Source organism: Citrobacter sp. Cm046 (genome assembly GCF_030333065.1).
GTDB classification, from domain to species: domain Bacteria; phylum Pseudomonadota; class Gammaproteobacteria; order Enterobacterales; family Enterobacteriaceae; genus Citrobacter; species Citrobacter murliniae.
The window spans coordinates 362,890-386,406 of the sequence record NZ_JAOWGP010000046.1 but is presented as its reverse complement, the minus strand read 5'-3'; the positions used below and the strand labels follow the sequence as shown (position 1 = coordinate 386,406).

Annotated in this window: 23 protein-coding genes and 1 other annotated feature; of the genes, 7 read left to right on the top strand and 16 right to left on the bottom strand. The window is 50.8% G+C overall.

All coding sequences use genetic code 11. The annotated features are described in order from the left end of the window. Window positions 1-341 precede the first annotated feature (341 nt). Entirely contained in the window at window positions 342-746 is a 405-nt protein-coding gene (locus OGX98_RS23105; RefSeq protein ID WP_048222082.1) for a DUF2541 family protein, read from the top strand. 193 nt (window positions 747-939) lie between these two features. After that, window positions 940-1,506: an acetate uptake transporter gene (gene satP / locus OGX98_RS23100; RefSeq protein ID WP_045439598.1), complete on the top strand. Its 567-nt coding sequence runs from the start codon at window positions 940-942 to the stop codon at window positions 1,504-1,506. A 37-nt stretch (window positions 1,507-1,543) separates the two neighbouring features. Here satP and OGX98_RS23095 read toward each other — a convergent pair whose 3' ends face one another. The 3 genes from OGX98_RS23095 to tal form a co-directional block, all read right to left on the bottom strand. Next, window positions 1,544-2,851: an MFS transporter gene (locus OGX98_RS23095; protein WP_225760449.1), complete on the bottom strand. Its 1,308-nt coding sequence runs from the start codon at window positions 2,849-2,851 to the stop codon at window positions 1,544-1,546. A 123-nt stretch (window positions 2,852-2,974) separates the two neighbouring features. Next, entirely contained in the window at window positions 2,975-3,562 is a 588-nt protein-coding gene (gene mog, locus OGX98_RS23090; protein WP_045439588.1) for a molybdopterin adenylyltransferase, read from the bottom strand. 120 nt (window positions 3,563-3,682) lie between these two features. Continuing rightward, complete coding sequence (gene tal / locus OGX98_RS23085) at window positions 3,683-4,636, bottom strand: transaldolase (RefSeq protein WP_045439585.1); 954 nt, start codon at window positions 4,634-4,636, stop codon at window positions 3,683-3,685. 273 nt (window positions 4,637-4,909) lie between these two features. Between tal and OGX98_RS23080 the strand changes: the two genes are divergently transcribed. Together OGX98_RS23080 and yaaA are read left to right on the top strand one after the other, a co-directional pair. Beyond that, window positions 4,910-6,340 (top strand): alanine/glycine:cation symporter family protein, encoded by a 1,431-nt coding sequence (locus tag OGX98_RS23080; RefSeq protein WP_225760447.1) that lies wholly within the window; start codon window positions 4,910-4,912, stop codon window positions 6,338-6,340. A 77-nt stretch (window positions 6,341-6,417) separates the two neighbouring features. After that, window positions 6,418-7,191, top strand: coding sequence for a peroxide stress protein YaaA (gene yaaA / locus OGX98_RS23075; protein ID WP_045439581.1), 774 nt, complete (start codon window positions 6,418-6,420; stop codon window positions 7,189-7,191). Window positions 7,192-7,263: 72 nt separating this feature from the next. Here yaaA and thrC read toward each other — a convergent pair whose 3' ends face one another. The 6 genes from thrC to yjjY all read right to left on the bottom strand — a co-directional run bounded on the left by thrC (window position 7,264) and on the right by yjjY (window position 13,524). Next, a complete protein-coding gene (gene thrC, locus OGX98_RS23070; RefSeq protein WP_045439578.1) occupies window positions 7,264-8,550 on the bottom strand; it encodes a threonine synthase in 1,287 nt (428 codons plus the stop codon). 3 nt (window positions 8,551-8,553) lie between these two features. Next, the gene (thrB, locus tag OGX98_RS23065) at window positions 8,554-9,483 is read right to left on the bottom strand and encodes a homoserine kinase (protein ID WP_045439573.1); all 930 of its coding nucleotides are present in this window, start codon (window positions 9,481-9,483) and stop codon (window positions 8,554-8,556) included. Between the two features lies 1 nt (window position 9,484). Next, window positions 9,485-11,947 (bottom strand): bifunctional aspartate kinase/homoserine dehydrogenase I, encoded by a 2,463-nt coding sequence (gene thrA / locus OGX98_RS23060; RefSeq protein ID WP_045439570.1) that lies wholly within the window; start codon window positions 11,945-11,947, stop codon window positions 9,485-9,487. 23 nt (window positions 11,948-11,970) lie between these two features. After that, window positions 11,971-12,097: a sequence feature (Thr leader region), on the bottom strand. Further along, a complete protein-coding gene (gene thrL / locus OGX98_RS23055) occupies window positions 12,027-12,092 on the bottom strand; it encodes a thr operon leader peptide (protein WP_001386572.1) in 66 nt (21 codons plus the stop codon). (Overlaps the previous feature by 66 nt.) Before the next feature lie 200 nt (window positions 12,098-12,297). Beyond that, a complete protein-coding gene (locus OGX98_RS23050) occupies window positions 12,298-12,984 on the bottom strand; it encodes a tRNA/rRNA methyltransferase (RefSeq protein ID WP_045439567.1) in 687 nt (228 codons plus the stop codon). A gap of 399 nt (window positions 12,985-13,383) precedes the next feature. Next, window positions 13,384-13,524 carry a YjjY family protein gene (yjjY, locus tag OGX98_RS23045; RefSeq protein ID WP_001541509.1) on the bottom strand — a complete coding sequence of 47 codons (141 nt, stop codon included), beginning with the start codon at window positions 13,522-13,524 and terminating at the stop codon, window positions 13,384-13,386. A gap of 95 nt (window positions 13,525-13,619) precedes the next feature. Here yjjY and arcA point away from each other — a divergent pair, with 95 nt between their 5' ends. Then, window positions 13,620-14,336: a two-component system response regulator ArcA gene (arcA, locus tag OGX98_RS23040; RefSeq protein WP_001194359.1), complete on the top strand. Its 717-nt coding sequence runs from the start codon at window positions 13,620-13,622 to the stop codon at window positions 14,334-14,336. 60 nt (window positions 14,337-14,396) lie between these two features. On the opposite strand, the gene creD is transcribed toward arcA, so the two are convergent. The 4 genes from creD to creA are packed head-to-tail and all read right to left on the bottom strand — an operon-like array spanning window position 14,397 to window position 18,400. Beyond that, complete coding sequence (gene creD / locus OGX98_RS23035) at window positions 14,397-15,743, bottom strand: cell envelope integrity protein CreD (RefSeq protein WP_286595972.1); 1,347 nt, start codon at window positions 15,741-15,743, stop codon at window positions 14,397-14,399. A gap of 57 nt (window positions 15,744-15,800) precedes the next feature. Further along, entirely contained in the window at window positions 15,801-17,225 is a 1,425-nt protein-coding gene (gene creC / locus OGX98_RS23030; protein WP_286595971.1) for a two-component system sensor histidine kinase CreC, read from the bottom strand. After that, window positions 17,225-17,914: a two-component system response regulator CreB gene (gene creB / locus OGX98_RS23025; protein WP_045439551.1), complete on the bottom strand. Its 690-nt coding sequence runs from the start codon at window positions 17,912-17,914 to the stop codon at window positions 17,225-17,227. Before creB ends, creC begins: the two co-directional genes overlap by 1 nt. 12 nt (window positions 17,915-17,926) lie before the next feature. Continuing rightward, a complete protein-coding gene (gene creA, locus OGX98_RS23020) occupies window positions 17,927-18,400 on the bottom strand; it encodes a protein CreA (protein WP_045439549.1) in 474 nt (157 codons plus the stop codon). Window positions 18,401-18,611: 211 nt separating this feature from the next. On the opposite strand from creA, the gene robA reads away from it, so the two are divergent. Further along, window positions 18,612-19,481, top strand: coding sequence for an MDR efflux pump AcrAB transcriptional activator RobA (gene robA / locus OGX98_RS23015; RefSeq protein ID WP_045439547.1), 870 nt, complete (start codon window positions 18,612-18,614; stop codon window positions 19,479-19,481). Here the strand turns inward: robA and gpmB are convergent. Further along, window positions 19,478-20,125 carry a 2,3-diphosphoglycerate-dependent phosphoglycerate mutase GpmB gene (gene gpmB / locus OGX98_RS23010; protein ID WP_045439544.1) on the bottom strand — a complete coding sequence of 216 codons (648 nt, stop codon included), beginning with the start codon at window positions 20,123-20,125 and terminating at the stop codon, window positions 19,478-19,480. The two genes, robA and gpmB, sit on opposite strands and share 4 nt — an antisense overlap. A 251-nt stretch (window positions 20,126-20,376) precedes the next feature. Between gpmB and yjjX the strand changes: the two genes are divergently transcribed. Further along, window positions 20,377-20,892, top strand: coding sequence for an inosine/xanthosine triphosphatase (gene yjjX, locus OGX98_RS23005; RefSeq protein ID WP_200011384.1), 516 nt, complete (start codon window positions 20,377-20,379; stop codon window positions 20,890-20,892). 93 nt (window positions 20,893-20,985) lie between these two features. Here yjjX and trpR read toward each other — a convergent pair whose 3' ends face one another. Both trpR and sltY read right to left on the bottom strand, forming a co-directional pair. Further along, the gene (gene trpR, locus OGX98_RS23000; protein ID WP_045439539.1) at window positions 20,986-21,312 is read right to left on the bottom strand and encodes a trp operon repressor; all 327 of its coding nucleotides are present in this window, start codon (window positions 21,310-21,312) and stop codon (window positions 20,986-20,988) included. Between the two features lie 89 nt (window positions 21,313-21,401). Then, on the bottom strand, window positions 21,402-23,339 hold the full coding sequence (sltY, locus tag OGX98_RS22995) for a murein transglycosylase (RefSeq protein WP_048222096.1): 1,938 nt from the start codon (window positions 23,337-23,339) through the stop codon (window positions 21,402-21,404). Window positions 23,340-23,517: the final 178 nt, after the last annotated feature.

The following is a 23,517-nucleotide window of genomic DNA, read 5'->3' as shown; positions in this document are numbered from 1 at the left end:
AATCTGTAATAAGGGCGAAACGTGCGGTTTCAACTACCCTGAATCGTTTTTTTTCAGACTCACCACTGCGGTTGTCTACAAGATGGGGTCGTAACCCACGTCATCAAGGGGGGCATGCAAATTTTTTTTAGCCCTGAGACCAGAAAACGAGATAAATGGAGCTGAAAAGCAACATGAGAAATAGTTACCAATCCAAATTTATTCATAAATCGAATAAAACAAAATAAGCCATTCACGAAAAAATTGTAATAAAAAGAAAATATTACAAGAATGAATCGTTTTTCTGACAGCGGTAATATGGTGGCAGATTGCCACTTTTGAACCCGTCAAAGAGAAATCCCATGAAATCCGTTTTAACGCTGTCTGTCAGCATGCTTTTCGGTCTTCTTCTGAGCAGCACAGCACATGCTAACGATCATAAAGTCCTCGGTATGATTGCGATGCCCAGAAATCAAACCGACAGCCTCACGTTAAAAATCCCCGTTTGTCGCGTTGTGAAGCGCATCCAATTGACGGCAGATCGTGGCGATATTCATCTGAATGGAGCCTCCGTTTATTTTAAAGCATCACGCATGTCCAGCCAGAGCCTGAATGTCCCTTCGTCAATCAAAGAGGGGCAAACCACCAAATGGATCAATATCAATAGCGACAACAACAATAAACGTTGTGTGTCGAAAATTACCTTCTCAGGCCAGTCGGTCAATTCTTCTGACATGGCGACGTTAAAAGTGATTGGCGACGACTAAACCCTCTCCTTTACCTGCGCCAAATGTTCCCCCCACAAGCGTGATGCCCGTCACAGGGGAAAATAATTCATTTTCCCCTTATTAGATCATAGACAGCCCACTCTCACCTGATTATTATGCCGCGCCCCGAAGACAGTGATCGTTATTCGGGGAAACTATTTCACCATTCAATCAATGATGATTTTGAGGAATTATGGGCAACACTAAGTTGGCTAATCCGGCACCGCTGGGCCTGATGGGCTTTGGCATGACCACCATTCTGCTTAACCTGCACAACGCGGGTTTCTTCGCCTTTGACGTTATTATTCTGGCGATGGGAATTTTCTACGGCGGTATCGCGCAAATTTTTGCCGGCCTGCTGGAATATAAAAAAGGCAACACCTTCGGTTTAACCGCCTTTACCTCCTACGGCTCTTTCTGGCTGACGCTGGTTGCCATCCTGATCATGCCGAAAATGGGCCTGGCGGATGCAACAAATGGTCAGTTCCTGGGCGTGTATCTGGGTCTGTGGGGCGTGTTCACACTGTTCATGTTCTTCGGCACGCTGAAAGCTAACCGTGCTTTGCAGTTTGTCTTCCTGAGCCTGACGGTGCTGTTCGCCCTGCTGGCTGTTGGCAACATTGCAGGTAACGAAGGAGTTATCCATTTCGCTGGCTGGGTTGGTTTAGTGTGTGGCGCAAGCGCCATTTACCTGGCAATGGGTGAAGTGCTGAACGAACAGTTTGGCCGTACTATCCTGCCGATTGGTGAAATGCACTAATCTATTCCGTTATCCCCCCCTTGCGGGGGGATATTTCTTACAGGCGCTGCAACTCTCCCTGTACGTCCGTATCGCGATGATAAATATCCTGTCGCAGCCAAATTCCCAGTCCTAACCCTACCAATGATAACGCCAGCACGTACCAGGCTGGAGCCATTGGCGACACACTCATCAACATTGTCACTGCAATCGGCGTCAGACCGCCAAAAATGGCATACGAGACATTGTAGGAAAAAGAGATGCCGGTAAAGCGAACTTCCGCTGGAAACGCCCGCACCATCACGTAAGGTACGGCTCCGACCACGCCGACACATAAACCGACCAGGCCATATAAAAGAAACAGGTGTTCAGGATAAATACCGGCAAGGTGATAGAAAAACCAGCTGGAACAGGCCAGCAGCAGGCTACCGATAATAAAGGTTTTGCTGGCACCAACTCTGTCGACAATAAAGCCGGCCAGCAGACATCCCACACACAGCATAATGGTGGCGACGCTGTTGGCTTGTAGCGTCAGAGCGGGCGCAAAGCCATACTGTTTTTGCAGCCAGACAGGCGACATCAGGATCACCACCACAATACCGGCCGAAAGCAGCCAGGTCAGTAGCATCGAAATTACCACCGCTTTTTTATGCTTGCTGACAACCGATTTAACCGGCAGTTCTTCCGCCAGCGCTTTACGCGCCTGCATTTCAAGGAAGATCGGTGTTTCCTGCAACCAACGGCGCAGGTACATCGCCACCAGCCCAAACGCCCCCCCTAAGAGGAAAGGAATACGCCAGCCGTACTCATGTACGGCCTGCGGTGTCAGGCTTGTATTGACCAGCGTTGCAACCACTGACCCCAACAGAATACCGACTGTCAATCCGGCGGTCAGTGTTCCGCAGGCAATACCAATACGGCGTTCCGGGACATGTTCTGCCACAAACACCCACGCCCCCGGAACTTCTCCACCAATGGCAGCGCCCTGCAAAATACGCATCAGCAGCAACAACAGCGGTGCCAGAATCCCCATCGAGGTGTAAGTCGGTAACAGGCCAATCGCCAGCGTCGGTATCGCCATCAGCAAAATGCTCAAAGTGAACATTTTCTTACGCCCCACCAGATCGCCAAAATGCGCCATGATGATGCCACCCAACGGACGCGCCAGATATCCTGCGGCAAAAATACCAAAGGTTTGGACCTGACGTAGCCATTCCGGGATGTCTGCGGGGAAAAATAATTCGCCAACGACTGCGGCAAAGAAGACAAAAATAATGAAATCATAAAACTCCAGCGCCCCGCCGAGGGCAGCAAGCGAAAGGGTTTTATAATCCTGGCGATTCAGCGGTCGAGAGTGTTGTGACATAGCAAACCATGAGTCAGTGGAGTCATTGAACGTTTTGTCGATACGTGTAAATTAAAAATTACTATATCGTAAACAATTCAACACTCCACCATCATTGTCATTTATATCACAAATAGGCTACTTTCAGGCGTTTGTATCGCGTATTGCGCTTTTTGGTCGAAAAGATGCTACCACTGCCGGTGCGGTTTCCACGTATGGTCCATCCAGCAACTGTATACAATACGGTACACTTGCAAAAATACCCGGCACAATAACCTTACCGTCGGCACCTTTCACGCCTTCCAGCGTCTCTTTGATCGATTTAGGTTGCCCAGGCAGGTTCAGGATCAACGCCTGCTTACGAATCACCCCGACCTGGCGGGAGAGGATCGCCGTAGGGACAAAGTGCAGACTAATCTGGCGCATTTGCTCACCAAAACCAGGCATTTGGCGGTCGGCAACAGCCAGCGTCGCATCCGGTGTCACATCGCGACGTGCCGGACCGGTGCCTCCGGTGGTCAACACCAGATGACAACTCATTTCATCAACCAGTTCGCACAACGTTTGTTCGATGATCGCCTGCTCATCCGGGATTAGCCGCGTTTGTAGCTCAAAAGGGGTCGTCAGGGCCGATGCCAGCCACTCTTCGAGAGCAGGGATCCCCTTATCCTGGTAAACGCCACTGGAGGCTCGGTCAGAAATGGAAACTAGGCCAATGCGTAAAGTGTTCATGATTATTCCGTTTAAACAGTCTCGTTAAACAGAATGATACACTGCGGAGGAAGCGACAGACAGGTTTCAGAAGAGGTATAGAACGAGAGCGTGACCGGAAGCCCGGTCACGCTTAAATGATTACAGCAGATCGCCGATCATTTTTTCCAGTTTACCCTGGTCTACAGCAAACTTACGGATACCATCCGCCAGTTTGTCTACAGCCATCGGATCCTGGTTGTGCTGCCACAGGAACTCAGCTTCAGTGATGCGTGCCGGACGCGCCTTCACTTCACCGGAGAAGGACAGTTTACGCTCGATAGCACCTTCGCTTTCCGCCAGCTCTTTCAGCAGTGCCGGAGCAATCGTCAGACGATCGCAGCCTGCCAGCTCAATGATTTCGCCGATGTTACGGAAGCTCGCGCCCATAACCACAGTTTCATAACCGTGTTGTTTGTAATACTCGTAGATTTCCGTAACGGAAACCACACCTGGATCTTCTGCCGGTGCATACTCTTTCTTGTCGGTATTCGCTTTGTACCAGTCAAGAATACGGCCAACGAACGGAGAGATCAGGTATACGCCAGCTTCTGCACATGCGCGCGCCTGCGCGAAGGAGAACAGCAGGGTCAAGTTACAGTTAATGCCTTCTTTTTCCAGCTGCTCCGCGGCACGGATACCCTGCCAGGTAGAAGCCAGTTTGATCAGAATACGATCGTTGCTGATGCCAGCATCGTTGTACAGTTTGATCAGGCGTTTTGCTTTCGCGATAGATGCGTCAGTGTCGTAGGACAGACGAGCGTCAACTTCAGTGGAGATGCGACCCGGGACCAGCTTCAGGATCTCCAGACCAATGTTCACCGCCAGTTTGTCAGTTGCATCGACGATCTGCTGTGCGCGGTCGTTACTCTGCTGCTTAGCCCAGGCGACAGCATCATCAATCAGCTTACGGTATTCCGGGATCTGCGCTGCGTTAAGAATGAGAGAAGGGTTAGTTGTGGCATCCTGAGGCTGATACAGCTTCATTGCCGCGATGTCTCCGGTGTCGGCCACTACAGTGGTGAACTGACGAAGGGAGGTCAATTTGTCCGTCATGATAGCGTTTCTCTTTAAACAGCTTGTTAGGGGGATGTAACCGATCTTCCCTGATGATAGCACGACGCACTCTCAGCGCAACCGCCGGGATTGCCCGACCTGCCGTTCAGCTCTGATTACGCATCTCCAGACCAGCCATGCGCAATTAAGGGGGAGACCTGATGTATGATAAACTCCCGCTATCAATCTCATGACAAGGTATATACTGTTCGCTAATTGGTAGCGCTTACACGGGATTATTCGCGCTTGCCGGCATCAACAAGAGGGATGTTAATGCCTGATTTTTTCTCATTTATTAATGAAGTACTCTGGGGATCGGTGATGATCTACCTCCTGCTAGGCGCAGGGTGTTGGTTCACTTACCGTACGGGATTTGTCCAGTTTCGCTACGTTCGCCAGTTTGGCAAAAGTCTTAAAAATAGTCTCAGCCCACAGCCGGGCGGTTTAACATCATTTCAGGCACTGTGTACCAGCCTTGCGGCTCGTATCGGAAGCGGAAACCTGGCTGGCGTTGCACTGGCTATTGCTGCAGGTGGCGCTGGTGCTGTCTTCTGGATGTGGGTCTCTGCCCTGATTGGTATGGCGACCTCGTTTGCCGAGTGCTCACTCGCACAACTGTATAAAGAGCGCGACAGTAAGGGGCAGTTTCGCGGCGGGCCTGCGTGGTATATGGCTCGCGGACTGGGCATGCGCTGGATGGGCGTCCTCTTTGCTATCTTCTTACTCATTGCTTATGGCCTGATTTTTAACAGCGTCCAGGCAAACTCTGTCTCTCGTGCGCTGGAATTTGCTTTCGACATCCCTCCTCTTGCATCCGGTATCTCGCTGGCATTGCTGTCTTTACTGGCTATAGTCGGCGGAATTAAAGGTGTTGCCCGCTTGATGCAATGGTTCGTTCCGTTAATGGCTTTGTTGTGGGTCGGCTGTAGCATTGCCATTTGTCTGTGGCATATCGGCCAGATCCCAGAGATCATCGTCACCATTGTGAAGAGTGCATTTGGCTGGCAGGAAGCCGCCGCCGGTGCAGCCGGGTATACGCTAAGCCAGGCCATTGCCAGTGGCTTTCAACGCGGTATGTTTTCGAATGAGGCCGGAATGGGTTCAACCCCTAACGCTGCGGCTTCAGCCGCCTCATGGCCTCCGCATCCTGCCGCACAAGGTATTGTGCAAATGATTGGCGTGCTGGGTGATACACTGATTATCTGTACAGCCAGCGCAATGATTATTCTTCTGGCAGGGAATGGAACTACATATGTCCCAATGGAAGGTATCCAGTTGGTTCAGAAAGCCATGGTATCGCTAACAGGTGAATGGGGCGCGGGATTCGTCGCTCTGATTGTTATCCTTTTTGCTTTCAGTTCGATCGTCGCCAACTACATCTATGCGGAAAACAACCTGGTCTTTTTGAATCTGGACAATATCCGGGTCATCTGGCTTTTACGTATCACGACCGTCTGCACTGTAATTGCAGGAACATTACTCCAGTTTCCGCTGGTGTGGCAGTTAGCCGACATTATCATGGCCTGTATGGCCATCACTAATCTGACGGCAATTTTACTGCTGTCCCCGGTTGTCCACACTCTTGCCAGCGATTACCTGCGTCAGCGAAAACTCGGCGTGCGACCAGAATTTGATCCACACCGTTATCCTGATATCAGACAACAGCTTGCACCGGAAACATGGCATGAACCGCCCCACAACTAGCCAGGCAATTGCAACCATCGATCAATTCTGTCGTTTTTTTTGCTAAAGTCGCAGTAAATTTCCTGCAAGGACTGGATATGCTGATTCTGATTTCACCTGCAAAAACACTCGACTACCAAAGTCCGCTGGCCACCACTCGCCATACGCTGCCCGAGCTGCTGGATCACTCCCAGCAGCTTATTCATACCGCACGCCAGCTCTCTGCACCGCAGATTGGCAAGCTGATGGGGATTAGCGACAAGCTGGCGGACCTGAATGCCACCCGCTTTCATGACTGGCAGCCTGATTTCACACCTGAGAATGCGCGTCAGGCGATTCTGGCGTTTAAGGGCGATGTCTACACCGGATTGCAGGCAGAAACCTTCAGTGAGGCGGATTTTGATTTCGCTCAGCAGCATTTACGCATGCTGTCCGGACTGTATGGCGTTTTACGCCCACTGGACCTGATGCAGCCTTATCGTCTGGAAATGGGCATCCGTCTTGCCAATACGAAGGGGAAAGATCTCTACCAGTTCTGGGGAGATATCATCACAGACAAACTAAATGAAGCGCTGGAAGCACAAGGCGACAACGTGGTGGTTAACCTCGCCTCTGATGAATATTTCAAATCCGTGAAGCCGAAAAAGCTAAACGCGGAGCTGATCAAACCCGTTTTCCTCGATGAGAAAAATGGCAAATTCAAAGTCATCAGTTTCTATGCCAAAAAGGCACGTGGCCTGATGAGCCGCTACATCATTGAAAACCGTTTAACAAAGCCAGAACAGCTTGCGGCGTTTAACAGTGACGGCTATTTCTTTGATGAAGAAGCGTCAGGGAACGGTGAACTGGTGTTTAAACGTCACGAACAGTGATTTGTTTAGCAATAGAGATTAACCAACAGATTTTGTAGGCCCGGTAAGCGCATGCGCTACCGGGCACTATAGTTAGCTGCGGGTCATCATCAACTGACGCAGCGCGGCAAAATCGGCGGGTAAGTGATGGGAGAGCAGAGGTAAGTCCGCACGCTCCGCCAGCTCTTTTGGCAGATCCAGCGTCACATCAAGAATCTCTTCAACGCTTTCTTTAAACTTCGCCGGATGCGCAGTACCGAGGAACAAACCATACTCGCCCGGATTTAACTGGTCACGTAAAGCGCGGTAAGCGACGGCTGCATGCGGCTCAGAGGTGTATCCAATCGCCTGTAGTTCACGCATGGTTTCCTGAGTGGTTGCATCATCAACGGCCGCATAACCCAGCTCACTCAGACGCCAGATTTTACGGCGGAACAGTTCTTCCACTCGCGGCCAGTTGTTCGGCTGGCTGACATCCATTGCATTCGATAAGGTTGCCTGCGTTGCTTTCGGTGTCCATTCGCCACCTTGCAGGAAACGCGGAACCGTATCATTGACGTTAGTTGCTGCGATAAAGCGCTTCACCGGCAGACCAAGGGATTTCGCCAGCAGGCCGGCCGTCAGATCGCCAAAGTTACCGCTGGGAACGGAAATCACCAGTTGATTCCGCGCCTCTTGTGGCAGTTGGGCAACGGCCTCAAAGTAGTAACAAATTTGTGCCAGTAGACGACTGATGTTGATCGAGTTAGCCGAATTTAGCCCCAGAGCCACTTTCAGTTCCTCGTCATCAAACGCCTGTTTAACCAGCGCCTGACAGGCATCAAAATCACCATCGATGGCAACGGTTTCGATATTTCCACCCAACGTACAGAACAATTTTTCCTGTAATGGACTGATTTTACCGTTCGGATAGAGGATCACCACGCGTACATTTTTCAAACCATAAAAAGCATGTGCGACTGCAGCACCGGTATCTCCGGAGGTCGCCGTCAGGATAGTAACCGGCTTATCGCCGCTGATATGTGTCAGCATTTGCGCCATAAAGCGGCCACCAAAATCTTTAAATGCCAGTGTTGGGCCGTGGAACAGCTCAAGACAGCCGACATCACCTTCAACCTGAGCGACCGGCGCCGGGAAAGCAAACGCTGCGCCCACACGCTCGGCAAGGATCTCCTGAGGGATTTCATCACCAATAAATGAGGAGAGGATCCTGGTACTACGGCTGACAAAGTCTTGCTTCAGCATGTCATCAATTTCAGTCAGACTAAATTCCGGCAGATCGTGCGGGAAAAATAGCCCCTGCTTTTTACCTAACCCTTGCGTGACGGCCTGCGCGAAACTGACCTGCTCGTTATGATCTTTAAGATTGTAGAGTTTCATTTATTATCCCAGTACCCGTGCGCCCGCCGTGTCCAGCCGGCAAATATGAACAAAGCCTTCCTGATTTTGTAAGTAATTTTTATCCAGCCAGTCTGCTACACGCTGTGCCGTATCCGGCTTATCGCACAAGGCAAACAGCGTCGGTCCTGACCCGGAGATCCCACTGGCCAACGCGCCAATTTCCGCCACCGCCTGACGTGCCTGGCTAAAGCCGGGCAGTAAGCGGGTGCGATACGGTTCCGCAATCACATCCTTCATCAACTTCGCGGCCAGTTGAGGCTGGCGGGAATAGCAGGCATGGATAAATCCAGCCAGATGACGCCCATGGGCAATACAGTCCTGGCGGCGATACTGCGCAGGTAAAATCGCCCGCGCTTCCGCCGTAGACACTTTAATACCCGGATACGCCAGCACCCACAGCCATTCATCAAATCCTGGCACCTGCTGGCTAATGATGCCGTTTTCTTCAATCATTAACTGCATGCCGCCCAAAAAGCACGGGGCGACATTGTCGTAATGGATACTGCCGGAGATACGCCCTTCCAGCTCGCCCATAATCGCCAGCAAGCGCATATCGTTCAGCGGCTTCCCGCAGTACTCATTCATCGCGACCAGAGCAGCAACGACAGAGCAGGCGCTGGAGCCTAACCCGGAGCCAATCGGCATATTTTTTTCCAGCGTCATGCTCACCGGAATATGTTTACCCAGTTCCTGGCAGAACCGCTCCCAGCACTGATAAACGATATTTTCCCGCGGCTCTGACGGCAACTTGTTGGCAAAGCGTCCGAGGTTGTTCAGGCTGAAGCTATCAGCCGCTTCGACGCTGACAACATCCCCCAACAGAGAACCATCAACGGGTGTTACCGCCGCCCCGAGCACATCAAACCCGACGCTCATATTGGCACTGGAAGCCGGGGCATAAACTCTAACCATTTTAGACTCCTAACTTCCATGAAAGGGTACGTAGCAGGTCGGCAAAGACACCCGCCGCAGTCACATCGTTACCCGCACCATATCCGCGTAGCACTAGCGGCAATGGCTGATAGTAGTGGCTATAGAAGGCCAGCGCATTTTCACCGTTTTTCACTTTGAACAACGGATCGTTGCCATCCACTTCAGCTATTTTCACGCAGCAAACGCCATCTTCTTCAATATTGCCAACATAGCGCAATACTTTGCCCTCATCACGGGCTTTCGCCACACGAGCGGCAAAGGCCTGGTCCAGCCGCGACAGATTGGCCATAAATGTTGTAACGTCGCCTGAATCGTCAAAACCTTGCGGCAACACCGGTTCAATAACGATATCAGAGAGCTCCAGTTCGCGTCCGGTTTCGCGGGCGAGGATCAGCAACTTACGCGCGACATCCATCCCGGAAAGATCGTCACGCGGATCAGGTTCGGTGTAGCCCATTTCACGCGCCATAATAGTGGCCTGCGAGAAGCTCATTCCTTCATCCAGTTTGCCGAAAATAAACGACAGTGAACCAGACAGAATTCCGGAAAATCGCTGCAGTTCATCGCCTGCACTGAGCAGGTTTTGTAGGTTTTCGATAACCGGTAAACCCGCCCCCACGTTGGTGTCGTAGAGGAATTTACGCCGCGATTTTGCCGCGGCAAAGCGCAACTGATGGTAATAATCCATCGATGAAGTGTTGGCTTTTTTGTTCGGGGTTACTACATGGAAGCCTTCACGCAGGAAGTCAGCATACTGATCTGCCACAGCCTGACTTGAAGTACAGTCAACAATCACCGGATTGAGCAGATGATATTCTTTCACCAGGCGAATTAAGCGACCGAGGTTGAAAGGTTCCTTTGCTTGAGCCAGCCCCGCCTGCCAGTTTTCTAGGTTCAGACCGTGAACATTTGTGAGTAAAGCCTTTGAGTTCGCCACGCCGCAAACACGTAAATCAATATGCTTACTCTTCAGCCAGCTCTGCTGGCGTTTTAACTGTTCAAGCAGTGCTGTCCCCACACCGCCAACACCGATAACAAAGACTTCGATCACCTGATCGGTATTGAACAACATCTGATGCGTAACGCGTACACCAGTTGTAGCGTCATCATTGTTTACCACTACCGAAATAGAACGTTCAGACGAACCCTGTGCGATGGCAACAATATTGATGTTGGCACGCGCCAGTGCCGCAAAGAACTTGGCGGAGATGCCACGCAGCGTGCGCATACCGTCACCAACCACCGAGATGATCGCCAGACGCTCTGTTACCGCCAGAGGCTCCAGCAGCCCTTCTTTCAGTTCCAGGTAGAATTCATCCTGCATAGCACGCTGAGCACGCACGCAGTCGCCCTGCGGTACGCAGAAACTGATGCTGTATTCAGAGGAGGATTGAGTGATCAGCACAACGGAGATACCCGCACGAGACATCGCAGCAAAAACGCGTGCTGCCATTCCCACCATCCCTTTCATTCCTGGCCCCGAAACGCTAAACATCGCCATATTGTTCAGGTTAGAAATGCCTTTTACCGGCAAGTCGTCTTCATCGCAGCTGGCGCCAATCAGCGTACCCGGCGCTTGCGGGTTACCGGTGTTTTTAATCAGGCAGGGGATCTGGAACTGGGCAATCGGAGTGATGGTACGCGGATGAAGAACTTTGGCACCGAAGTAAGAAAGCTCCATCGCTTCCTGATAAGACATCGATTTAAGTAGCCTGGCATCAGGAACCTGACGCGGATCACAGGTATAAACACCGTCAACATCAGTCCAGATTTCACAACAGTCTGCACGTAAACAGGCAGCCAGCACGGCAGCAGAGTAGTCAGATCCGTTGCGTCCCAATACCACTAATTCGCCTTTTTCATTCCCGGCAGTAAAGCCCGCCATCAGTACCATATGATCAGCAGGAATACGGCTGGCAGCAATGCGACGAGTAGATTCAGTGATATCAACGGTGGATTCGAGGTAATGACCAACCGCCAGCAGTTTTTCAACCGGGTCGATAACCGTAACGTTATGTCCGCGCGCTTCAAGCAAACCTGCCATGATGGCGATCGACATTTTTTCACCACGACAGATAAGCGCAGCATTGATGCTGTCCGGACACTGTCCCAACAGGCTGATGCCGTGCAGGACATGCTTAATCTGGGCAAATTCTTGTTCAACAAACGTTTTGAGTTGAGCCAGCGGGAAATCCGGTTGCGCAGCAGCAAGACCGACCAAAAGCTCAGAGAAAATACGTTCGGCGTCACTGATATTTGGTAAAGCGTCCTGACCACCGATGGTCTTCTCAATCATCGCCACCAGATGGTTAGTAATTTTTGCGGGGGCAGACAGAACGGTCGCGACCTGCCCCTGCCTGGCATTGCTTTCCAGAATATCGGCAACTCGCAGAAAGCGCTCTGCATTTGCCACTGATGTACCGCCGAACTTCAACACTCGCATGGTTTACCTCGTTACCTTTGGTCGAAAAAAAAGCCCGCACTGTTTAGGTGCGGGCTTTTTTCTGTGTTTCCTGTACGCGTCAGCCCGCACCGTTACCTGTGGTAATGGTGATGGTTGTGGTAATAGTGGTGCTGATGCGTTTCATGATGTTGTGTGCTCTGTAATTATTCTGTACTGTATTCTTTTAGGGTTAAAGTATCTTATGACCTAAGTCAATAAATTTTTAAATTGATCACACTCCGAAACTTGTTCACGAGCGACTGCCTACTCTTTTACTTTCAACCAATACAGCGTGCCATGCCCACTTGAAGTCAGAGTCAAACACCATAAAAAACAAAAAATGTGAAATTTTATTTTGTGATGTTTTTTTCAATATCATGTAGAAAACGGTGCAACATTGCCGTGTCTCGCTGCCCTAACAGGCCCATTCGCTGTTGCAGCCAATCCGTTAGTTTGATGTCATCAGCAACGTCCAGCGTGGTTAATAAACGTAAAACACGTGCGCGTAATGCCTGTAACTGAAGCTCATCTGTCGGCTCAATGGTTTTTGTGGGCTGTTGTATTAAACCTGCTAATTGATAGCAATACACCATCACCGCCTGCCCCAGATTGAGTGAAGGATAGTCGGCAACCATGGGGACACCGGTCAGTACATCGGCCAGAGCTAATTCATCGTTTGTCAGGCCTGAATCTTCACGACCAAAAACCAGCGCGGCGTGTTCCATCCATGCAGATTTTTCTTCCAACAAGGGGACCAGCTCGACAGGAGTGGCGTAATAATGGAACTTCGCGCGGCTGCGCGCCGTGGTGGCGACGGTAAAATCAACATCATGAAGCGCGTCAGCCAGCGTTGAAAAAACGTTAATATTATCAATAATATCACCTGAGCCATGCGCAACCCATCGCGTCGCAGGCTCCAGGTGAGCCAGGCTGTCAACGATCCGCAACTCGGCAAAACCCATGGTTTTCATAGCACGGGCAGCCGCACCAATATTTTCTGCTCTGGCAGGGGCTACCAGAATAATAGTTAAACGCATTTCGATACTCTTTTTGGCCAGTCTGCAGATAATAATGTGATACCCATCAACATATTACGCAGCGCGAATTTACATATTTTTAACAGAAATCACTGAAAATGCATTCCACATTCAGTAAAAAATGCTAAACTATTTCGTGGATTTACTATTACTTTTTTTGTTAACAGAAGTTGTATATCCTTCTGTTTATCCATGATAATTTAATTGAAAATGGATCTCATTCATTGGATTCATTACATTTATTAGTTTGCGAGTGCAACTAGTTGTATTATTGCATTTTTGTGATGAAAGCTAACATTTGGATACGATGATTTCATCAAACTGTTAACGTGCTACAATTGAACTTGATATATGTCAACGAAGCGTAGTTTTATTGGGTGTCCGGTACGTCTTAGCCTGTTATGTTGCTGTTAAAATGGTTAGGATGACAGCCGTTTTTGACACTGTCGGGTCCAGAGGGAAAGTGCCCACGACCAAGCTAATGATGTTGTTGACGTTGATGGAAAGTGCATCAAGAACGCAATTACGTACTTTAGTCATGTTACGCCGATCATGTTAATTTACGACATGCATCAGGCAGGTCAGGGACTTTTGTACTTCCTGTTTCGATTTAGTTGGCAATTTAGGTAGCAAACATGCAGACCCCGCACATTCTTATCGTTGAAGACGAGTTAGTAACACGCAACACGTTGAAAAGCATTTTCGAAGCGGAAGGCTATGATGTATTCGAGGCGACAGATGGCGCGGAAATGCATCAGATCCTCTCTGAATATGACATCAACCTTGTGATTATGGATATCAATCTGCCAGGCAAAAACGGTCTTCTGTTAGCGCGTGAACTACGTGAACAAGCTAACGTTGCGCTGATGTTCCTGACGGGCCGTGATAACGAAGTCGACAAAATTCTCGGCCTCGAAATCGGCGCTGACGATTACATCACCAAGCCGTTTAACCCACGTGAACTGACTATCCGTGCTCGTAACCTGCTGTCCCGTACCATGAATCTGGGCACGGTCAGCGAAGAGCGTCGTAGCGTCGAAAGCTACAAGTTCAATGGTTGGGAACTGGATATTAACAGCCGTTCTCTAATCGGTCCTGACGGCGAGCAGTATAAACTGCCACGCAGTGAATTCCGTGCCATGCTTCACTTCTGTGAGAATCCGGGCAAAATCCAGTCTCGCGCAGAACTGTTGAAAAAAATGACCGGTCGCGAACTGAAACCGCATGACCGTACCGTTGATGTAACAATCCGCCGCATTCGTAAACATTTCGAATCCACGCCGGATACACCAGAAATCATCGCGACCATTCACGGTGAAGGTTACCGCTTCTGCGGCGACCTGCAGGATTAATTCGATTCTGACTGGTATAAAAACGGCGCTTTATGCGCCGTTTTTCATTTCATCATTGCCCTATTTCCACAAACGCAGCCCGTCATTCTCAGCGGTTTGAACGTATTTTGGCTTTGGTTGAGCAAGCGAGTGCCAGTCAAGATGACGCGTCAGGAACATGATCCCGCATAGCGCTAACAACAGCACACCGGTACCCAGCAGTAAAGCGCTGTCCTGCGAACGCAACAGCACCCACATCACCCCATCCAGAGACAGCAGCGCCACTGTGAACAAAATACTGTTACGCCATCCCTGCAATATCGCCTGTAAATAAACGCCGTTCATCAACGCACCAACCATGCTGGCAATGATCCACGCCGCCGTAAAGCCAATATGTTCTGACAGCGCCAACAGCAACAGATAAAACATCACCAGCGATAACCCCACCAGCAGATACTGCATAGGATGCAGACGAAGATTGCTCATACACTCGAGTACAAAGAAAGACATAAAGGTCAGTACTATTAACAAGCTGGCATACTTTGTTGCTCTGTCCGTCAATTGATACTGATCCGCAGGCGTGGCCACAGCTACGCTAAATGCAGGCATTCCCTGCCAGCCAATTTTCTCCCCCTCAAAGCGTTCGCCCAGGTTATTGGCAAACCAACTGCTTTGCCATTGAGCCTTAAACCCTGACTCGCTGACTTCGCGCTTTGCCGGAAGAAAGTCCCCCAGAAAGTTGGGATGAGGCCAGTTGCTGGTTAAGGTCATTTCGCTGCTACGCCCCACCGGAACGACAGAGAAATCTCCGGTTCCACTCAGATTGAGTGACAATGCCAGACTGAGATCCTTCTCCACCCAGTCGGCATCCGGTAGCGGAATATGGATCCCCTGAGCACGCCCATTCAACCCCGTTCCGGGCTCAACCGTTAGTGAAACTCCGTTGACCTGCGGTGCATTGACTACGCCAATACCTCGGGCATCACCTACACCAACCACAATAAACGGTTTTCCCACAGTCACATTCGGATGATTCAATTCACTCAGACGCTCAGCATTAAACTCTGCCCGCACTGACATACCGTTATGCCAGACCTGTCCCTCGTAAATACCGATCCTTCGTGCTTCGACGTCCTGATTTGCCTCTACCATTAACGACTCTGGCAGCCAGAAATGGATAAAGCTGCGCTTACGCTGGACCTCTTTGTCATCTTCCAGCTCGGTATAAACTTCGGTCACGGGAATAGCGATCAGTGGACCAACCATCTTCTGCGGCCCACTGGTACTCTGTCGGATGGCATCTTCTACTGCACTGCGGTAATCCGAGCGCTCAACGATAATTTGTCTGACCATTGTCAGAGGAATTAATAACAGCAGCATTGCACCACTTAAGGTGACTATTTTCCAAAACAGGGGGGATTTCAACATAGCGTTCTCCTTTGCAATGCCAGCAAGGTAAAACAGCTATGTGCGGGGAGTTTGAAGTTATGTGAAGTGACGGTGAAGCGTCAACGAAGCCTGCACCCCACCTTCGGGACGGTTATGCAGTACCACTTCACCTTTAAGCAGTCGCGCGACTTCGCTCACAAATGCCAGACCTAAACCACTGCTCTTCTGCCCATTCTCACGGGGGAGCGAGTAAAAACGTTCAAAAATACGTGGCAGCGCAAAGTCAGGGATACCGCTTCCGCTGTCCGTAATCTGCAATGTGACTCTCTCATCCTGCTGATATGCACTAAGGATAATGTTTCCCTTCTCCGGTGTGAAGTCGATGGCGTTATCAAGTAAATTACCTACTGCCTGCTCCAGTAACGCAGGATCAGCCGCGACAATCAGTGATGAAGGCACAATAGTAAGCGTGATGTTCTTAGCCGCTAACTGGACGCTACGCGCTTCACGCAACTGAACAAATAGCGCATCTACCGCCACGGGGATGAATGAAATATCCTGCCGGTTTTCCAGTCGCGCCTGCCGTAGCAAGGTTTCAACCAGCACCTGCATGCGCGCATTTTGCGTCAGAATATTTTCGGTAAAGCGCGCAACCACATTAGGCGGCGGGCCTTCACGCAAAATCTCCGCCGCACCGCGAATAGCTGCCAGTGGACTTTTCAGTTCATGCGTTAACGCGTAGACGTACTGCTCAATGTAATTCTTACCCTCCAGCTTCAGACGCATACTTTCCAGCGCCTGCGCCAGTTTACGTAGCTCACTGCTGCCTAAATCAGGTAAGGCAACGGGTCGATTCTCCGTTACGGAATCAGCATAGCGCGCCAGTCTGGCAATAGATCGGTTTATCCACCACACCATCCCTGCGCCAATCACCAATGCGATACCCAGCAACACCGCACTCGCCCACAGCATCCGCCGTTCACTACGCTTAATAACCGGTGCCATCGCCGCATTCGGTTTGCCGACGCTAAGAACCCCGATAATACGCCCGCCATCTATAATCGGTGCGGCAACGTACATGACTGAGCTTTCCGGATCGTCTGAATTTTGTGGCGTACTACGTGCGCCATACTGCCCGCGCAGCGTTAACCAAACGTCGTTCCAGCGGGAATAATCTTCACCGACGGCTTTGTTGGCAGAGTCAAACAACACCCTACCCTGTGCGTCCGTCATGTAGACATGGTATTCATTTCGCACTTTGTTAATACCGCTGATATTGGCGCGAAAAGGACGATCGTGCAGTTGCGAAAATGCCTGCGCCAACTTGCCGTTAGCAGGGTTGCCTGAAAGAAGATCATCACGAGCCAGCGCGGCTAATAACGTGGCTGTATCAATCAGGGTGCCTTCGGTAGCACGGCGAACGCCAGGCTTAATCTCCTGCACAAAGATAGACAAAACGAACCAGGCAGCAACGGCCACGATCAGAAAGTAGCCCAGCAGCAAACGCATGCCGATGCGCATCAGACGCTCCTCAGGCTATACCCCATACCGCGATGAGTGTTAATCGGCGAGAGTTCGGGATTAATCGCCCGCAGTTTGGCACGCAACGTTTTAATATGCGTATCGACAGTCCTGTCAAAGGTATCCTGAGCATCGGCCCAGACTAAATCCATCAACTGTTGGCGAGAATAGATACGTCCCGGCGACATCAGCAATGTTTTCAGCAGCAGGAATTCATAGCGCGTCAGGCTTAGCGGTATGCCAAACCAGGCGATCTGCGCGGCAGGTTCATTAAGTTCAAAATCACCAAAACGCGTCGACGATGATGGAGCGGAAAATTTTTTCACCCGTCGGAGCAGCGAGCGTACACGGGCACAGACCTCACGCGGCGAGAAGGGTTTCGCAACATAGTCATCCGCGCCAATTTCCAGCCCCAGAAGACGATCCACTTCATCGCTGCGTGCGGTCAGAAAGAGAATGGGTAAAGCCGGGTGATGTTCCAGCAAGCGCCGGCATAGCTCAAAACCGCTGATATCAGGTAAACCAACATCGAGGATTATCGCATCAGGGCAGTGCTGTCGCGCTTTTTCCAGCACCGGCAACCCGCGCTCAAACGCTTCGACACTAAAACCTTCCTGTTGCAGCATGTAGATAAGCGTGTCAGCAATTCCCTGCTCATCCTCAACCAACCAGATCAACGGCTGTTGCATCTTGCTTCCTTGTTATTGTCGCCACGGCATGATGGGTACTGCACTGATGGCATTTTTAGGCGACCCGTCAACAACCTTATCTGAATAGGCCAGATATGCCAGCGTATTACGTTTCGCATCATAAAAACGCACTACCTGTAAGGACTTAAACACCAACGATGTACGTTTCTTAAAGACAACCTCACCCTCAGCTTTGCCATTCTTGATTCGGTCGCTCAGTTCAATCGGCCCCACCTGCTGACAAGAGATCGCGGCATCGGAAGTATCTTCAGCCAGTCCTAACCCGCCCTTGATGCCGCCGGTTTTCGCTCGGCTAACGTAGCAGGTCACATTGGTAACATCCGGATCGTCAAAAGCTTCGACCACAATTTTATGATCTGGTCCAAACATTTTGAATACCGTATCGACAGAACCAATTTGCTCTGCATGGGCAACCTGCGCCAGCATCAGCAAAATTGAGGAAATGACTAAGCTCTTATATTTCATATTGTTACCATTTTTAAAAGTTACTCTGTGTAATTATTCGACATTCTAAGATAAAACGTATACAGATCACAGGATTACAATAATCACGCTTTCGTATGCCCGAAAAAAGCATTTATGAGCAAAAAAAACACTGAATGCTAAAACAGCAAAAAATGCTATTATCCACATACCTGACGTCAGGTACTCGTTGTTGAAAGGATGAGGATATTTTATGGATCAGGCTGGCATTATTCGCGACCTATTAGTCTGGCTGGAAGGTCATCTGGATCAGCCCCTGTCGCTTGACAATGTGGCGGCAAAAGCGGGCTATTCCAAGTGGCACCTGCAGAGAATGTTTAAGGACGTGACGGGCCATGCTATTGGCGCCTATATCCGCGCCCGTCGTTTATCGAAGTCTGCAGTGGCGCTTCGTCTGACTGCTCGCCCCATTCTTGATATTGCCCTGCAATACCGTTTCGACTCTCAACAAACGTTTACTCGCGCGTTCAAAAAGCAATTTGCCCAGACGCCTGCGCTGTATCGCCGCTCGCCAGAATGGAGCGCTTTTGGTATTCGTCCGCCGATGCGACTCGGGGAATTTGCTATGCCACCGCATCAGTTCGTAACCCTGGAAGATACGCAACTGCTCGGCACCACGCAAAGTTACTCCTGCTCACTGGAACAGATCTCAGATTTCCGTCATGAAATGCGTATTCAGTTCTGGCGCGACTTCCTCAGCCAGGCTCCGGCGATCCCGCCTGTTCTATACGGACTAAACGAAACGCGTCCAAGCTTTGAAAAAGATGACGAGCAGGAAGTGTTCTATACAACTGCATTAACGCCAGAACAGGCCAATGGATATGTGCAATCAGCACAGCCGATCCTGTTGCAGGGTGGCGAATACGTGATGTTTACGTATGAAGGCCTGGGGACAGGCGTGCAGGAATTTATCCTGACGGTTTACGGCACCTGTATGCCGATGCTAAACCTCACTCGCCGTAAAGGTCAGGATATAGAGCGATACTATCCGGCAGAAGATGCCAAAGCAGGCGATCGCCCTATTAATCTGCGCTGCGAATTCCTTATCCCTATTCGCCGCTAACGCTGTAGTTCATCCAACGCAGGGGCATCCAGATGCGATATGTCCCCTGCCGTTTCGACAACCCATCCCGGCGCCAGCCACAAACTTTCCTGATAATCGACGCGGGAAATTGAGCAGTTACGCAGACGCAACCGGCGTTCCGCCCATGCTGGCAATCCCAGAATCGTGCTCACCAGACAACCCAGAGCAATACCGTGACTCACCAGCAGTGGACGACTTCCCTGTGGAAGATCCAGACAGGATGCCAGGGCGGCGTTAACACGTTCCCCCAACTCCTGCATCGATTCCCCCTCCGGGATGCGGCCATCAACCGTTCCATTCACCAACTGGCGACGCCAACCCTCTTCCTCTTGCGTCAGAGAATCAATATGGCGCTTTTCCAGCACCCCCATATTCAACTCGCGCAGTCGGGCATCAAAGGTAATATCACAGCCACAAGCCTGGGCAATGATTTCTGCGGTGCGTCGTGTACGACCTAAATCGCTACTGATGACATGAGTAATGCCAAGCGAGCGCGCGCGTTCGCCGACCTGCATGGCTTGCTGCTCACCTTTAGCGGTCAGTGGGCTATCTGACTGGCCTTGAATACGTCGCTCGGCGTTCCACTGCGTCTCACCATGGCGAACAAGGTATACCTGTAACATGCGTTTTTTCCGTTATATACTCGTCATACTTTGAGTGGCAGATGCGTTGGCTACGAGTTACTCGGCTCATCCATGAGCCTCGCCCTTACGGGCCGCCGCTTTGCGGCGTTCAAATCTGTTCCTGACAGATTAGTCGCTCCCTCAGCCACATAGTTATCTATGCACCACGGGGGGTTTCTCGCTTGCCGCCTTCCTGTCACTCAAATTATATAGAATAGACTGCGATGAATTTTTCCAAACCGAGCTTAATTATGCACAAGGTTATCTCTGCTACCACCAATCCTGCCAAAATTCAGGCAATTCTACAGGCATTTGAAGAGATTTTCGGTGAAGGATCCTGCCATATCGAACCCGCTGCCGTCGAGAGTGGTGTGCCAGAACAACCTTTTGGAAGTCAGGAAACGCGCACTGGCGCACGAAATCGGGTTGAAAACGCGCGCCGTCTGCATCCGCAGGCCGATTTCTGGGTAGCCATCGAAGCAGGAATTGATGATGACGCCACGTTCAGTTGGGTGGTGATTGATAATGGCGCGCAGCGAGGCGAAGCGCGTTCAGCAACGTTACCGCTGCCTGCGGTTATTCTCGAAAAGGTCCGTCAGGGGGAAGCACTCGGTCCGGTGATGTCACAGTATACGGGTATTGATGAGATCGGCCGTAAAGAGGGAGCAATTGGTGTCTTTACTGCAGGAAAACTGACGCGCTCCAGCGTTTACCACCAGGCCGTAATTCTGGCGCTTAGCCCGTTTCATAACGCGGTGTATTGGTAGCGTTGTGCCGGATGGCGGCTTCGCCTTATCCGGCATACGGCTCAGCGTCATTTGTAGGCCTGATAAAATGCGGCAGCATCGCCATCAGGAAATTCAATTTTTTCCGAGCAGTACCTGCTCCAGCCACTGACGCAGCTCTACTGGCGCCGACTTGAGGCTGTTAGAACCACGTGTAATTGTGGCGATCCCGGCCCCGAGCTCATTTTTTAACTCACGCTGACTCATCTCACCGCGCAGAAGTTCTTCAATGATGCGCACGCGCGTACCCAGCGCTTCGCGCTCATCTGGCGTTAACATCAAATTAAGCAGTGGTTGGTGTAAATCCTGATCGTAGGCGTGTTTAAGCAGGTCGACAAAACGTAACCACTCCTGGTGACGCTGTTCTGCCATCGCTGCTGAATAGGGTGATTGCTGTGTCATAAAGTGTCGCCATCGTTATGGGGGAAGCGCGCTTGCTTCCCCCTTTTGTACTCTTTAACGAGTACGATAGCATAACACACTCGACTCGATCAGTAACGACGTTGCCATTCTGCGTTGCTCATCAACTCCGGTTTATCCCCCAGGAAATAGCGATAATAGGCGTCATAAGCCAGAACGTTTTTCACATACCCTCTTGTCTCAGAGAAAGGAATACTTTCAACAAATGCCACTGCGTCAATTCGCCCAGCGCTATTACCAAGCCAGGTGCGAACGCGTCCCGGCCCGGCGTTATAGGCCGCAGAAGCAAAAATGCGGTTGTTGCCAAATTGCTGATATACATACTGCAAATAGCTGGTACCGATGTTGATATTAGTTTCAGGATCCAGCAACTGACTGGAGCTGCTGTAACCTGGAATCGAGAACATTTTCACCGTATGCGTCGCGGTGCCCGGCATAATCTGCATCAACCCACTGGCTCCAACCGGTGATTTTACTTTCGGGTTCCATGCGCTTTCCTGACGCGCAATTGCCATCGCGTAGCTTTGCTGAATATCCTTCCCGCTGGTGTAACGAGAAAACAGATCTTTGTAGGCCAAAGGGAAACGCTCTTCCAGATGATCCCAGAGTTTGCCGGCGATCGTTGCCTGCACGCTCAGATCCCACCAGTGGTTGTTGAATGCGTAACGCGCCAGTTGCGCCTGTTCAGACTTCGTGCGGCTGGTGACCAGATTCGCCCATTCACTGCGCGCAGTATTATCCATGTTCCAGTACATTAACTCACGTACGCGTGCCATTTCAGGTCCCTGAGTCAGGGCAGAGTTGACATCTGTAGGTGCTTTGTCGACCTTCAACTCATACTCTTCACCCAACTTTTGCGCCGCTACCATTGGATAGAAACCGCGCTGCTGCATCAAAGAATGCAGGATCTCTTTCGCTTCGGCATCACGCCCCCGCTCCAGCAACAGATCCGCCTGCCAGTAACGCCATTCATCCTTCTCTTTGGCTTCCATCGGCAAGCGCGCCAGCCAGGTATTCAGACCACGCCGATCGCCAGTTCCCAGCGCCATCCGCACGCGACGTTCCACAAGCGTGGTGGATTGCGATCGCATAATAGCGTCATCACGCCATTTCGCCTGCTCGTCGGTAACATCATTGCCCATCAGGCGCCAGGCGACAATATCACGCAGCTCCTGAGTTTGATCGTCATTAAGCTGCTGCGCCTGCGCCAGTGACGGGATCATCAAACGTGCATTTTCCACATCCTGACGCGCAACACTGGCAAACGCCACCGCCGCCATCTGGCGAGTGAAATCCGTTGCTCCGGTCGTGCGGGCAAATGTCATAACGGAATTAGGATCATTTGCCAGCGCGATGATCGCCGAAGCTATGGTCTGATACTCAGCTGGCATCTGTCCTGCCAGCGCAGTCACCAGCCCCGTATTACCTGCTTTCATCGCCAGGCGAATACGTTCCAGATAAGCCAGCGGATCCTGAGTGCCCGATGCCCGCCAAACGCCGAATAATTTGTCACAGGCATTGGGCTGACTTTTTCCGCTCAGCCAAAGCTCTTTCGCCCCCTGCCAGGCTTCCTCTGCTTGCCCGGTGCTCCATTTCGCATAGTAGTAGTTACATTGCGCTTCGGTAGTACCGGGTTTATCCGGGCTAAACGCTAACAATCCGCGCCAGTCTTCCCGACGAGCCAGCTCGTTCACAAAACGCGATTGCAATGTGCGGGCTGGAGGCAACGTAGGATTGGCACGCACAAAATTCGTTACAGTAATGGTGGGTTGATTCATGAGATCGTCAGTTATCTGACGATATTCAAGATAGGGATACAGAGGATAGCTCTTCAGGCCAGGCATCATCTGCTCTACAACATCCATCTGTCGGTTATCCCAGGCCTGCTTAATTTGCGCATAGCGGTTACGCTGCTCATCCAGAGAATCGGCCCGCGCCATTTGACTTACCGTCAGCAGACATACGCTGGCAGCCAGTAGGCGCCAGGTAAATTTTTTGGCTTTGTCCACAAGCTCTTCCTCTTGTCGTGTTACGTCTGTGCAGCATCATGCCGCTTAATAGATTTATGCTAACCAGACATTACAGAATGTGCCACGTTCCGGACACTTTTTTACTTTTGTTGCGGGTGAGATCTGCTGGCTGGGATTAGACCGTGAAAAAGGCTACACTTCGCCTTTGATAACTATT